13 protein-coding genes are annotated in these 13,662 nt (G+C 31.1%); 12 read left to right on the top strand and 1 reads right to left on the bottom strand.

What is annotated here, in order from left to right; translation table 11 throughout:
• Nucleotides 1–7 precede the first annotated feature (7 nt).
• The 12 genes from Q0842_RS01550 (at nucleotide 8) to Q0842_RS01495 (ending at nucleotide 12,901) form a co-directional block, all read left to right on the top strand.
• The gene (locus tag Q0842_RS01550) at nucleotides 8–970 is read left to right on the top strand and encodes an L-threonylcarbamoyladenylate synthase (protein WP_298493468.1); all 963 of its coding nucleotides are present in this window, start codon (nucleotides 8–10) and stop codon (nucleotides 968–970) included.
• Nucleotides 971–1,102: 132 nt separating this feature from the next.
• Nucleotides 1,103–1,558 carry a 50S ribosomal protein L13 gene (rplM, locus tag Q0842_RS01545; protein ID WP_298493465.1) on the top strand — a complete coding sequence of 152 codons (456 nt, stop codon included), beginning with the start codon at nucleotides 1,103–1,105 and terminating at the stop codon, nucleotides 1,556–1,558.
• Between the two features lies 1 nt (nucleotide 1,559).
• A complete protein-coding gene (rpsI, locus tag Q0842_RS01540) occupies nucleotides 1,560–1,946 on the top strand; it encodes a 30S ribosomal protein S9 (RefSeq protein ID WP_282122869.1) in 387 nt (128 codons plus the stop codon).
• Nucleotides 1,947–2,133: 187 nt separating this feature from the next.
• Entirely contained in the window at nucleotides 2,134–2,922 is a 789-nt protein-coding gene (rpsB, locus tag Q0842_RS01535; protein WP_298493455.1) for a 30S ribosomal protein S2, read from the top strand.
• Between the two features lie 86 nt (nucleotides 2,923–3,008).
• A complete protein-coding gene (tsf, locus tag Q0842_RS01530; protein WP_298493452.1) occupies nucleotides 3,009–3,983 on the top strand; it encodes a translation elongation factor Ts in 975 nt (324 codons plus the stop codon).
• 157 nt (nucleotides 3,984–4,140) lie between these two features.
• The gene (gene pyrH, locus Q0842_RS01525) at nucleotides 4,141–4,848 is read left to right on the top strand and encodes a UMP kinase (protein ID WP_298493449.1); all 708 of its coding nucleotides are present in this window, start codon (nucleotides 4,141–4,143) and stop codon (nucleotides 4,846–4,848) included.
• A gap of 54 nt (nucleotides 4,849–4,902) precedes the next feature.
• A complete protein-coding gene (gene frr / locus Q0842_RS01520) occupies nucleotides 4,903–5,460 on the top strand; it encodes a ribosome recycling factor (RefSeq protein WP_298493446.1) in 558 nt (185 codons plus the stop codon).
• Nucleotides 5,461–5,569: 109 nt separating this feature from the next.
• Entirely contained in the window at nucleotides 5,570–6,784 is a 1,215-nt protein-coding gene (locus Q0842_RS01515; RefSeq protein WP_298493444.1) for a hypothetical protein, read from the top strand.
• A gap of 47 nt (nucleotides 6,785–6,831) precedes the next feature.
• Entirely contained in the window at nucleotides 6,832–9,222 is a 2,391-nt protein-coding gene (locus Q0842_RS01510; protein ID WP_298493441.1) for an efflux RND transporter permease subunit, read from the top strand.
• A gap of 91 nt (nucleotides 9,223–9,313) precedes the next feature.
• A complete protein-coding gene (gene asnS, locus Q0842_RS01505; protein ID WP_298493438.1) occupies nucleotides 9,314–10,747 on the top strand; it encodes an asparagine--tRNA ligase in 1,434 nt (477 codons plus the stop codon).
• Nucleotides 10,748–10,835: 88 nt separating this feature from the next.
• Nucleotides 10,836–12,296 carry an RNA polymerase factor sigma-54 gene (gene rpoN, locus Q0842_RS01500; RefSeq protein WP_298493436.1) on the top strand — a complete coding sequence of 487 codons (1,461 nt, stop codon included), beginning with the start codon at nucleotides 10,836–10,838 and terminating at the stop codon, nucleotides 12,294–12,296.
• Nucleotides 12,296–12,901: a hypothetical protein gene (locus tag Q0842_RS01495; RefSeq protein ID WP_298493433.1), complete on the top strand. Its 606-nt coding sequence runs from the start codon at nucleotides 12,296–12,298 to the stop codon at nucleotides 12,899–12,901. The genes rpoN and Q0842_RS01495 overlap by 1 nt, the downstream gene beginning before the upstream one ends.
• Here the strand turns inward: Q0842_RS01495 and Q0842_RS01490 are convergent.
• Nucleotides 12,896–13,588, bottom strand: coding sequence for a porin family protein (locus tag Q0842_RS01490; protein WP_298493430.1), 693 nt, complete (start codon nucleotides 13,586–13,588; stop codon nucleotides 12,896–12,898). The genes Q0842_RS01495 and Q0842_RS01490 overlap by 6 nt on opposite strands.
• Between the last annotated feature and the right edge of the window lie 74 nt (nucleotides 13,589–13,662).

Here is a 13,662-nt window from a genome sequence, read left to right as displayed (position 1 = left end):
ATTGACTATGAGTATTATATCAAAAGACATATCAAGAGCCATTGAACTATTAAAAGCTAATAAAGTAGTTGCTATACCAACAGAAACAGTATATGGTTTAGCCGGCAATATATATAGTAAAGAAGCCATCAATAGTATTTTTACAACAAAAAAACGCCCCTTTTTCAATCCTCTAATTGTTCATATTCCATCTGCTAGTGATTTAGAAAATATAGCAAGTTATGTACCAGAAAAAGCAAAACTTCTAGCTAAAGCCTTTTGGCCAGGGTCTTTAACCATGGTGTTAAAAAAGCAAACTACAATACCAGATTTAATAACCGCAGGTAAAGATACTGTTGCTGTGCGTGTGCCTAACCACTCTTTAACACTAAAACTGTTAGATAAACTACCTTTCCCATTGGCTGCACCAAGTGCCAATCCATTTGGAAGTATTAGCCCAACTAAACCCGAACACGTAGAAAACTATTTTAAAAATGAAATAGAAATGGTTTTAGATGGCGGCGCCTGTACAAATGGTATTGAATCAACTATTGTGGGTTTTGAAAATGACGAACCTATTATTTATCGCTTAGGTGCTTTAGCTCTAGAAGATATTGAGGCTGTTGTTGGCAAAGTAATCATTAAAAACAAAAAAGAGCAAAGTCCGGATGCTCCAGGAATGCTAGAAAGACATTATGCTCCTACCACACGAACTTATTTAACAAGTAATGTTGTTGAAGAAATAAAAAAACACTCTGGAAAGCGTATTGGTCTTCTTATTTTCAAGGATGGGTTTAAAGATGCAAATGTAACAACTCAAATTATATTATCATCAACAGGTAATATGACTGAAGCTGCTTCAAAATTATACGATGCAATGCATGAATTAGATCGAGAAAACCTTGATGTAATAATTGCAGAACGCTTCCCCGATATAGAATTAGGAAAATCAATTAACGACAGGTTGCAGCGAGCTACTTTTAGCAGTTAATTTTTTAAAGTTGCAGCTACCTGATTTTCAAGCATAAAAAAACCTTTATCTAGGTTTGGTAATCAAATATATAATCGTAAATTTGCAAACTCTTTTTGAGAGAGGAATGTTTAATAATTAAAAAATCAAAGTGTGGACACATTAAGCTACAAAACGATTTCAGCAAACAAAGCTACTGTAAATAAGGAGTGGGTTTTGGTTGATGCTGAAGGTCAAGCGCTTGGTCGTTTAGCTTCTAAAGTTGCAAAACTTATTAGAGGTAAACACAAGCCAAATTTCACACCTCATGTTGATTGTGGAGATAATGTTATTATTATCAATGCAGAGAAAATCACGTTATCTGGTAACAAATGGACTGACAAGTCATACATTCGTCACACCGGATATCCAGGAGGTCAAAAAAGTTTAACTGCTACAGAATTGTACGGAAAAGATCCTGCAAGAGTAGTAGAAAAAGCGGTTAAAGGCATGTTACCTAAAAATAAATTAGGAGCTGCTTTATTCCGTAATTTAACAGTTGTTGTTGGAACAGAGCATGCACATGCAGCTCAAAAGCCAAAAACAATAAATCTAGAAGAATTTAAATAACATGGAAGTAATTCACAAAATTGGCCGTAGAAAAACGGCTGTTGCGCGCGCTTATGTTGCCCCAGGAAAAGGTAACATTACAATCAATAAAAAAGACTTAGCTAATTATTTTACTACTGCTACTTTACAGTACAAAGTAAAACAACCTTTAGTTTTGACTAACAATGACGCCAACTTTGATATTACAGTAAATGTATATGGAGGTGGTATTACTGGACAAGCAGAAGCTGTTCGTTTAGCAATTTCTCGTGCAATGTGCGAAGTTGATGCTGAAAACAGATTAACACTTAAGCCAGAAGGTTTATTAACAAGAGATCCAAGAATGGTTGAACGTAAGAAATTCGGTCAGAAGAAAGCTCGTAAGAAGTTTCAATTCTCAAAACGTTAATATCCTGGACTTGGTTCAGGATCTGTATTACAGATTTCTTTATCATTTTCAAATCATAAAAATAAATTAAAACAGTTATTGTTGTCCTAGCCTGAAAAGGCAGGATTTAGTTTAGCATCTAAATGGTTAAGGCGAATTTAATGACCACTTAATCATTGCTATTCAACAGAACGTAAACTATTACAAAATGGCAGTAGAAGTAAAAGAATTACTTGAAGCAGGTGTACACTTTGGACACCTTACACGTAAGTGGGATCCAAATATGGCTCCTTACGTTTATATGGAGCGTAACGGCATTCATATTATAAACCTTTACAAAACAGCGGCTAAAATTGATGAAGCTGGAGCAGCACTTGCAAAAATTGCAGCTTCTGGACGTAAAATTTTATTCGTTGCAACAAAAAAACAAGCAAAAGATATTGTTGCTGAAAAAGCTGGCGAAATTAACATGCCTTACATTACAGAAAGATGGCCAGGCGGAATGTTGACTAACTTTGTTACTATTAGAAAAGCGGTTAAAAAAATGGCTTCTATTGATAGAATGAAGAAAGACGGTACTTTCATGACATTGTCTAAAAAAGAGCGTTTACAAGTTGATCGTTTAAGAGCTAAGTTAGAGAAAAACTTAGGTTCTATAAGCGATATGACACGTTTACCAGGTGCTTTATTTGTTGTAGATATTAAGCGTGAGCATATCGCGATTAAAGAAGCTCAAAAATTAAACATTCCTATTTTTGCAATGGTTGATACCAACTCTGACCCACGTCAAGTTGATTATGTTATCCCTGCAAATGATGACGCTTCTAAATCGATTGATAAAATCTTAACGCATGTAGCATCTGCAGTATCTGGTGGATTAGCAGAACGTAAAGCTGAAAAAGAAGCTTCGGCTTCTGCTAAAGAAGCTCCTAAAAAAGAGGCTCCTAAAGCAAAAGCAGCACCAGCTAAAAAAGCTGTAGCTGAAGAAGAAGAATAAATAACATTAATAAAACATAATTAAGTCGTTTAATTCTTTTCTTTATTGAAAATTATATTGAACGACTTTTTTAAATTATAACTACTATGAGTACTACAGTAAAAGTTACAGCCCAAGAGGTTAATAAATTAAGACAAGCAACTGGTGCAGGTATGATGGATTGCAAAAAAGCTTTAGTAGAAGCTGAAGGTAATTTTGATAAAGCCATTGAAGTGCTTCGTAAAAAAGGACAAAAAGTAGCTGAAAAAAGAGCCGATAGAGATTCTTCTGAAGGTGCAGCTGTTTCTAAAATAAATGCAGACCAAACTGAAGGTGTTGCTATTGTTTTAGGATGTGAAACCGATTTTGTTGGTAAAAACGAAAACTTTTTAGCATTAGCAAATCAATTAGCAGAAATCGCTTTAGGAACTTCTTCTAAAGAAGAATTTTTAGCTGCCGATTTTGGAGGTATGACTGTTGCAGATAAATTAGTTGAACAAACTGGTGTTGTTGGTGAAAAATTAGAAATCAACGCTTTTGAGAAATTAGAAGCTGCTTATGTTGGTACTTATGTACACATTAACAAAATTGCTGCTTTAGTTGGATTAACTGCAAAAGTTGATAACGCCGATGTTTTAGTTAAAGATGTAGCAATGCAAGTTGCTTCAATGGGTGCAACTTCTTTATCTTATAAAGATTTTGATCCTGCATTCGTAGCATCAGAAACTGAAGCTAGAATTGCAGTTATTGAAAAAGATAATATTGAATTAGGACGTTTAGGTAAAACTCTTAAAAACGTACCTAAATATATTTCTATGGCTCAATTAACTCCTGAAGTTATTGCTGAAGCTGAAGAAGCTGCAAAAGCAGAATTAAAAGCAGAAGGTAAACCAGAACAAATTTGGGATAGAATTTTACCAGGAAAAATGGAGCGTTTTATTTCTGATAATACTACTTTAGATCAAGAACAATGTCTTTTAGATCAAAAGTTTATCAAAGATGAAAAGAAAACTGTTGCAGAATATGTTTCATCATATGGAGAAGTTGAAATCTCAGGTTTCAAACGTGCTTCTGTAGGTTAGTATATTCCGCTTAATCGAAAACTCAAAATAAATTAAACCACTATTCTAAATTAGAATAGTGGTTTTTTTATTTAACAAAATCGCGTTTTATATAAATTCAAAAAATAAAAAAAATGTGTAGCTTTGTCAAACCTCAAAAACTAAATATAAATTACCAATGAAATATAAAAGAATACTTCTAAAACTATCTGGTGAAGCTTTAATGGGAGAACGCCAATATGGTATTGATCCAGATCGATTAGCTGAATATGCAAATGATATTAAAACTATTACAGACAAAGGCATTGAAGTTGCTATAGTTATTGGAGGCGGAAACATTTTTAGAGGTGTTGCAGGTGCTAGCAAAGGTATGGATCGTGTTCAAGGAGATTATATGGGTATGCTAGCTACCGTTATTAATGGTTTAGCTTTACAAGGTGCTTTAGAAGATGCTAATATTCCAACACGTTTACAAACAGCTATTAAAATTAATGAAGTAGCAGAACCTTTTATTAGAAGAAAAGCTATGCGTCATTTAGAAAAAGGGCGTGTTGTTATTTTTGGTGGTGGTACCGGAAATCCTTATTTTACCACAGATTCTGCTGCCGTTTTACGTGCTATAGAAATTGAAGCAGATGTGATTTTAAAAGGCACACGCGTTGATGGAATCTATAATACAGATCCTGAAAAAGATGATACTGCTGTAAAATTCAGTTCAATCTCTTTTGATGATGTTTTAAGGAAAGGCTTAAAAGTAATGGATACAACTGCATTTACACTAAGTCAAGAAAATAAATTACCAATTATTGTTTTCGATATGAACAAAAAAGGAAACTTACTAAAAGTTGTTTCTGGGGATAATATTGGTACCGTTGTAAACGTATAATAATTGGCCTAGTTTTTGAACAAGCATATATAATTTGAAAAAAAGTTTAAGACAATGAACGAAGACATACAATTTATATTAGACAGCACAAAAGAAGCAATGGATAATGCTATTGTGCATCTTAAAAAACAATTTTTAAATATTAGAGCTGGTAAAGCAAGTCCAGCAATGTTAGGAAGTGTTATGGTTGATTATTACGGTACGCAAACACCTCTTAGTCAAGTAGCCAATGTAAATACGCCTGATGGAAGAACAATTACTGTTCAACCTTGGGAAAAAAGTATGCTTCAAGAAATTGAACGTGGTATTGCCTACGCAAATCTTGGCTTTAACCCAATGAATAATGGTGAAACTATAATTATTAATGTACCACCATTAACTGAAGAACGTCGTAAAGATTTAGCAAAACAAGCAAAAGCTGAAGCTGAAGATGCGAAAGTAAGTATCAGAACAGCACGTAAGGACGCTATGAATGATGTTAAAAAAAATGACGATGTATCTGAGGATTTAAAGAAAAATGCAGAAATAGATATACAACAAATAACAGATAATCACGTTAAAAAAGTCGATGAGCTTTTCGATAATAAAGAAAAAGAAATCATGACCGTATAATTTTAAAGGCGACTTTTAGTCGCTTTTTTTATAAATTTCAAGTTTTTAGGGTACTTTATAAATGTTAAAGCATTATTCTATTTTCATTTTTATTATTTGCACAACATTGATGCAAGCCCAATCTTTCAATAGAAAATATTTAGAACCTTCACAGGACTCCATTAAAAAAAAAGCACTATTAAAAAGTCTAGGTAACGGCTTTTTACCTTTTAAATATTTTAATGCAGATTTAAGATATTTAATAAAATACAATCAATATGAAGGCGTAAGAACCGGCATTGGTGGTCTAACTAATGATGCTTTTTCCAAAAAATACAGACTTAACTCGTATATAGTATATGGCTTTAGAGACCATCGATTTAAATACAGTATTGGTGGTGGTATAAGATTGGCAGAAAAAACTAATACTTGGTTAAATTTATCCTATACCGATGATTTACAAGAAACAGGTAGTACAAAATTCCTGACAGACAAAAGGTTTTTTCAGTTCTTTGAACCTCGTTTACTTAATATTAATTTATTTCATAAGCACATTACAAAAGCTATAAATTTAGAGCATAACATCACTACTAATCTATTATCTGAAACTGAGTTTGCAGTTAGTAATATAAACCCAACTTATAATTATAGCTTCTTATTAAACAACTCTCCTATTAATTCTTTTCATTTAAGTACAGCTAAATTAGGTTTACAGTGGAGCCCGTTTAATACTTTAAAAACCTCAAAAAAAGATACTAAAAATGACTATCCTATTTTTACACTTCAATACACTAAAAGTTTTAAAAATGTTTTTGGGAGTAATTTTGGGTTTTCAAAATTTGACTTTAGAACACTTTATAAAATAGGAGAAGAAAATGGTTCACATTCTGAAATCACATTAGTATCTGGTATTGCTAATGGTAACACACCATTAACCCACTTATACCATGCATATCCAAATAATATTAACAAAGAAACAATATTGCAACGTTTTTCTGTGGCTGGATTAAATAGTTTTGAAACCATGTATTTTAATGAGTTCTTCTCTGATAAGTTTGCAACATTTCAATGGAAGTATTTTTTAAAACCTTTTAATGTATCTAAACGTTACAAGCCTCAAATGGTTTTAATAACACGGTATGCCATTGGTGACATGAGGCATCCTGAAAAGCATCAAAACATTAATTTTGGCTCCTTAAAAAGTGGTTATACAGAATCTGGTTTTGAACTAAATAAACTACTATTTGGTTTTGGGGTTAGTTTTACCTATCGCTATGGAGCTTATCATTTACCTGACTTTGGTGATAATGTTGCATTTAAGTTTACATTTAACGTCTCATTATGAGTAATTATACTTGTTTTTTCTACCTTTGCCCATCTTTTAAATAATGCATGCTTAAACTTTTTACAAAAGATTTCTGGGACGTAACCGCAAGATTGATTTTACGAAATAAAATCGCAATTCTTATAGGTATAGTAATTGCTACATTTCTTTTTGCTCAGAAATGGGAAAACATGCGATTTACTTATACTGAAGCTAATTTATTACCAGATGACCATGAGGTAAATATTACTTATAATAATTTCTTAAACACCTTTGGAGAAGAAGGAAACCTTATTGTTCTTGGTGTGAAAGACACAACACTATTTAGTGTTGAAAAATTAAATGCTTGGAATAGACTTTCGGAGAATTTCAAAAAAAGCGAAGCTGTTGAAACGGTAATTTCAATTAAAGATCTTCAAAAACTAATAAAAGATACCGAAAACGAAAAATTCAAATTAGAACCTTTTATTAAAGATTCTATTGTGTCTATAGCTCAAATTGAAACCTTACAGAACGAACTTTTTGAAAAGTATCCGTTTTACGATAATTTCTTATTCAATAAAGAAACAAAAACAATAAGAACAGCAATTTATATTAACAAAGCTATAGTAAATACATCGGCAAGAAAAGATTTTGTTGTTAATGTTTTACTACCTCAAATAAACAAATTTGAAGCTGAAAATAATTTAGATGTTAGAATATCCGGAATGCCCTATATTAGAACACTAAATTCTCAAAATATAGTTGATGAAATAAGCACTTTCATTTTAGCGGCATTGTTAGTTACATCAATTATTTTCTTTTTCTTTTTTAGATCATTTAGAGCCACTTTTATATCAATGATTGTGGTTTGTATTGGTGTCATGTGGACTTTAGGAATTATTGGATTGTTGAATTATGAAATAACAGTTTTAACAGCATTAATTCCACCATTAATTATTGTAATAGGTATTCCAAACTGTATATTCTTAATTAATAAATACCAACATGAAGTCAAGTTACATGGTAACAAAGTAAAATCTTTACAACGTGTCATTACAAAAATTGGAAATGCCACATTAATGACTAATGTTACAACGGCTTCTGGTTTTGCTACTTTTATCTTAACAGAAAGTAAACTTTTAAAAGAATTTGGTGTTGTAGCATCATTAAGCATCTTAGCTATTTTTATTCTTTGTTTACTCATAATTCCTATTATATATAGCTTTATGCCATTCCCAAAAGATCGCCACTTAGAGCATCTTAACAAACGCTGGATTGGTGGTTTTGTTAATTGGATGGAGTTAATGGTAAAGAAAAAACGTATTGCAATTTACATTACCTCTGTAGTTTTACTAGTGGTAAGTATTATTGGTATTTATCAAATAAAAATATCGGGTAGTTTAATTGAAGATATGCCTCAAGAATCTGATTTTGTTAATGATATTCGGTTTTTTGAAGACGAATTTAATGGTATTATGCCATTAGAAATAATGATTGATACAAAGCGTAAAAAAGGTGTGATGAAACTATCTACCCTTAAACGCATGGATGCACTTGAAGATTTAATTATTGAAACTCCAGAACTATCAAAACCGGTTTCTGTAGTTGGATTAGTTAAATACTCTAAACAAGCCTATTATAATGGTAATACTAAATATTATCAGCTCCCAACTTCTCAAGAAAATAGTTTTATTTTATCATATGCTAAAAACTCATCTTCTAATGTCGATTTACTTAAAAACTTTGTAGATAGTACCGGTCAATATGCTCGTATTACCACTTTTATGAAAGATATTGGTACAGACAAAATGGAGCGTATTGAAGAAAACCTTCAAACTAAAATAGATAAAGTATTTCCTAAAGAACGATATGACGTTATCTTAACAGGGAAAGCATTATTATTCCAAAAAGGAACAAAATATTTAGTTAAAAATTTAGTGATATCATTAACCTTGGCCATACTATTAATTGCAATATTTATGGCGTATATGTTCCGATCTGGAAGAATGATTATAGTATCACTTATCCCAAACTTACTACCGCTTTTAGTTACAGCAGGGTTAATGGGATATTTGGGAGTACCTATTAAGCCTTCAACTATCTTGGTATTTAGTATTGCCTTTGGTATTTCTGTTGATGATACGATACATTTCTTAGCAAAATACAGACAAGAGTTACAAGCTAATAACTGGAAAATTAAAGTATCGGTTTATGGTGCATTACGCGAAACTGGCGTAAGTATGTTTTACACTTCAATCGTTTTGTTTTTTGGTTTTTCTGTATTTACAATATCTAGTTTTGGTGGCACAGTTGCTTTAGGTGCCTTAGTATCAGCCACATTATTATTTGCTATGTTATCTAACTTACTACTATTACCATCATTATTACTTTCTCTTGAACGAAATATAGCAAACAAACAAGTTTTAAGAAAACCTTCAATTAATATTATTCCTGAAGAGGACGAACCTGAAGTCTAATTTTAGAATTAAAATATTTTAGAATTTAGTCTCTTTTGCTACTGGGTTTAATATTTGAAAATTTTATATTTACATTATAAATTTTATATATATGCAATCAAGAACCGTTTCAGAATTGTTATCGCAAGATATCATTATAACAGAAGTTGAAATTAAAGGTTGGGTAAGAACTTTTAGGGCAAATCGATTTATCGCTTTAAATGATGGATCAACTTTAAATAATATTCAATGTGTAGTTGATTTTGAAAACTTTGACGAAACGCTTTTAAAAAGGGTTACAACTGGAGCAGCTATACATGTAAAAGGAGAGTTAGTTGAAAGCCAAGGTAAAGGCCAAAAAGTAGAAATAAAAGTAACCGAATTAAATATTTTAGGAGACTCAGATCCTGAAACTTATCCTATTCAACCAAAAAAACACTCTTTTGAGTTTTTACGTGAAAATGCACATTTACGAACCAGAACAAATACATTTAGTGCTGTAATGCGTTTACGTTCGGCATTATCATTTGCTATTCATAAATACTTTAATGATAATGGTTTTTATTATATGCATGCACCTATTATAACTGGAAGTGATGCCGAGGGTGCCGGTGAAATGTTCAAGGTAACTAGTCTTGATGCGAAAAACCCACCTCTAAATGATGAAGGTGAAATTGATTATTCTAAAGACTTCTTCGGAAAAGAAACAAACTTAACCGTTTCAGGACAATTAGAAGCAGAAACCTATGCCATGTCTTTAGGGAAAGTTTATACTTTTGGACCTACTTTTAGAGCTGAAAACTCCAATACCTCTCGTCATTTAGCAGAATTTTGGATGATTGAGCCAGAAGTTGCGTTTATGGATCTTGCAGGAAACATGGATTTAGCTGAAGACTTTATGAAATCGGTTTTAAAACATGTGCTTGATCACAATATTGAAGATTTAGAATTTCTTGACAAAAGGCTTCAAGATGAAGAAAAAACAAAACCTCAAGCAGAACGTAGTGACATGACTTTAATTGAAAAGTTAAAATTTGTTACAGACAACAACTTTAAACGTGTTAGTTATAATGAAGCTATTGATATTTTAAGAAACTCAAAACCAAATAAGAAGAAAAAATTCAAATATTTAATTAATGAATGGGGAACAGATTTACAAAGTGAACATGAACGTTTTCTAGTTGAAAAACATTTTAAATGTCCTGTAATATTATTTGATTACCCAGCAAACATTAAAGCCTTTTATATGCGCTTAAATGAAGATGGGAAAACGGTTCGTGCTATGGATATTCTTTTTCCTGGTATTGGAGAAATAGTTGGAGGAGCACAACGTGAAGAACGTTTAAACGTTTTAAGAGAACGAATGGCTGCCATAAATATCCCAGAAGAAGAATTATGGTGGTATCTTGATTTACGCAAATTTGGTACAGCTGTTCATTCTGGTTTTGGTTTAGGTTTTGAACGTTTAGTCATGTTTGCCACAGGTATGAGTAATATAAGGGATGTAATACCTTTTCCTCGAACACCTCAAAATGCAGAATTTTAGAAAATTTCACTTAAAAAAGTGAATCTTGGTATAACTTTGGTAAACAAATCCCTTTTTATATCTTTGAGTAACAACCTTAAATCAAAATATGCTTAAACAATATTTACAATTTAAATTATCTCAAAAACTGTCTCCGCAGCAAATTCAATTAATGAAATTGATACAGTTGCCTACACAGGCTTTTGAGCAACGTTTAAAGCAAGAATTAGAAGAAAATCCTGCACTAGAAGGAGGAAAAGAAGATAGTAAAGATGACTTAGATTCTGATTTTGATAATACAACAGATGATTACGATGATAACGAAACTATAAACGCAGAGGATATTAATGTTGATGAATATTTAAGTGACGACGAAATTCCAGATTATAGAACCCAAGTTAACAATTATAGTAGTGATGATGAGGAAAAAACAATGCCTTATGCAGCCGGTACTTCTTTTACACAGCATTTAGTAAATCAATTAAACACTTACAGACTTTCTGATGAAGAAAGAGATATTGCCGAGTTTCTAGTTGGAAGCGTTGATGAAAGCGGCTATATAAGACGTGATTTAAGCGATATTATGGACGACCTAGCATTTACACAAAGTGTATATACCACAGAAGAGCAAATCGCTAAGGTTTTAAAAATAGTACATCAATTAGACCCAGCAGGTGTTGGAGCTAGAAACCTTCAAGAATGTTTAAGTATTCAATTACACAGAAAAGAAAAAACGGTTGATACGGAATTAGCAATCGATATTATTGACAATGCCTTTGATCAATTTACTAAAAAGCATTACAAAAAGTTACTTAGTAAATTTGATATTACAGAAATTCAGCTAAAAGATGCCATATCTGAAATCGAACACTTAAATCCTAAACCTGGAGGCTCTTATGCTGGAAATAATAGAATAGTAGAACATATTGTTCCAGACTTTGCAATAAAAATTGTTGATGGTGAATTAGAGTTAACACTTAATGGCAGAAATGCTCCTGATCTTCATGTTTCAAGAGAGTACAATAACATGCTTAAAGGCTATAAAGACTCAAAGGATAAATCAAAATCACAAAAAGATGCTATAATTTTTATAAAACAAAAGCTTGATGCTGCAAAATGGTTTATAGAAGCTATAAAACAACGTCAGCAAACTTTATTTATAACAATGAGTGCTATTATGCATTACCAAAAAGAATACTTTCTTACTGGTGATGAGCGTAATTTAAAACCAATGATTCTTAAAGATATAGCAGATGAGATAAAAATGGATGTTTCAACTGTATCTAGAGTTGCAAATAGTAAATATGTTGATACTCCTTATGGTACTAAATTGATTAAAGAATTCTTTTCTGAATCTATGAAAAATGATCAAGGAGAAGACGTTTCAACTAGAGAAATTAAAAAAATACTAGAAACTGTTATAGAAGAAGAAAACAAGAAAAAGCCTTTAACTGACGAAAACTTAGCTACAATTCTAAAAGAAAAAGGATATCCTATAGCAAGGCGTACTGTTGCGAAATATAGAGAGCAACTAGACATTCCTGTTGCACGATTACGTAAAAAAATATAATGGATAGGCTATTAAAGAGTATCTCATATATTTTTCATCCTCTATTAATGCCTTTACTAGGTGTTATTTTTTACTTTTCAAAATCTCCTCGTTTTATACCTAACGAAATTATTCAAGCAAAAATCATTTCGCTATTTATTTTAACTATTATTTTACCTGTATTACTTTATTTATTGTTAAAAACTATAGGATTGGTTAATACTATTAATCTTGAAAGCTGTAAAGAACGAATTTATCCATTAATACTTAATGGTGTAGTTACTTTAATTGTTTTACAACGAATATTGACACCTTCTCAATCTGTCGAACTTTATTTTTTCTTTGTTGGTATACTGATATCTACAATGGCTTGTTTATTACTTGCTATAATGAATTTTAAAGCAAGTATTCATATGATTGCTATATCTGGAGTATTTATGTTTTTTATTGCGCTTAGTATTCATTTTAGTATTAATATAAATGGAACCTTAGCATTATTATCAATTATAATGGGTGCCATTGCTACTTCAAGACTTCACTTAAAAGCGCATACTTATATCGAATTAATAATAGGGGTATTTGTAGGTTTTATTCCTCAGCTAATATTGGTTACTTATTGGTTATAGAATGTAGAATATAAGTCCAATTTTTATAGCATTCATATCAATATTTTCATCATTTATTTTAACATCTTGAGAAAAAATTGGGTTTAAACTATAATATAAAAAAATATTCCAAGTATTGTAACCTGCAGATAAGGTCAATCCATATTGAAATTTATTAAAATCTTTAATATTAGTATATTTTAAGTCTCCTAAATCTCCTATGTACTTTGAAGAATTAGTTAGTACATAACCAAACTTAAAACCTGTATAAATACGCCAAAAATTGTAATCTGTTGGTGTAGATGTTCGCCATCTAAACTCTATTGGAATTTCTATTAAATGAATTGAAAATTTGTTTTTTGTGTATGTACCACTATCTTCTATGATACTATAATTAAAATTATTATCACTGCTTTTATTTATTAAAAAATCTTGATTAAAAGAATTAGCAGAATAACCTAACCCAATACCAATTGCTATATCTCTACTTTTATTAATAGGTATATCTTTCATCATTCCTAGATGGAATCCTAATGAAAATCCGCTTTGATTAAGAGCACTAGGTTTATTTCCTAATAGATTATAAGTAACACTAGCATAAAATTGATCTTCTTTATATAGTGAATCAACTTCTTTGATTTTGCTTTCTTGAGCAAAACAAATAGTAATGTGAGTTAAAAAATATAAAGTAGCAAATATATATTTCATCAAATTTTTGATTTAATATAGTTAAATGTAAAAGTATTAAAATAAAAAAGACGTTTTGAAAATTCAAAACGTCT

The sequence above is a fragment of the uncultured Algibacter sp. genome (genome assembly GCF_947495675.1).
Classification (GTDB): Bacteria; Bacteroidota; Bacteroidia; order Flavobacteriales; family Flavobacteriaceae; genus Algibacter_B.
The sequence above is the reverse complement of the archived record's forward strand: the minus strand, read 5'-3'. Positions and strand labels throughout refer to the sequence as shown.

Coding starts and splice junctions, on each gene's coding strand:
- Q0842_RS01550 (WP_298493468.1), top strand. CDS start 8: ATGAGTATTATATCAAAAGACATATCAAGAGCCATTGAACTATTAAAA.
- rpsI (WP_282122869.1), top strand. CDS start 1,560: ATGGAAGTAATTCACAAAATTGGCCGTAGAAAAACGGCTGTTGCGCGC.
- rpsB (WP_298493455.1), top strand. CDS start 2,134: ATGGCAGTAGAAGTAAAAGAATTACTTGAAGCAGGTGTACACTTTGGA.
- tsf (WP_298493452.1), top strand. CDS start 3,009: ATGAGTACTACAGTAAAAGTTACAGCCCAAGAGGTTAATAAATTAAGA.
- pyrH (WP_298493449.1), top strand. CDS start 4,141: ATGAAATATAAAAGAATACTTCTAAAACTATCTGGTGAAGCTTTAATG.
- frr (WP_298493446.1), top strand. CDS start 4,903: ATGAACGAAGACATACAATTTATATTAGACAGCACAAAAGAAGCAATG.
- Q0842_RS01515 (WP_298493444.1), top strand. CDS start 5,570: ATGCAAGCCCAATCTTTCAATAGAAAATATTTAGAACCTTCACAGGAC.
- Q0842_RS01510 (WP_298493441.1), top strand. CDS start 6,832: ATGCTTAAACTTTTTACAAAAGATTTCTGGGACGTAACCGCAAGATTG.
- asnS (WP_298493438.1), top strand. CDS start 9,314: ATGCAATCAAGAACCGTTTCAGAATTGTTATCGCAAGATATCATTATA.
- rpoN (WP_298493436.1), top strand. CDS start 10,836: ATGCTTAAACAATATTTACAATTTAAATTATCTCAAAAACTGTCTCCG.
- Q0842_RS01495 (WP_298493433.1), top strand. CDS start 12,296: ATGGATAGGCTATTAAAGAGTATCTCATATATTTTTCATCCTCTATTA.
- Q0842_RS01490 (WP_298493430.1), bottom strand. CDS start 13,588: ATGAAATATATATTTGCTACTTTATATTTTTTAACTCACATTACTATT.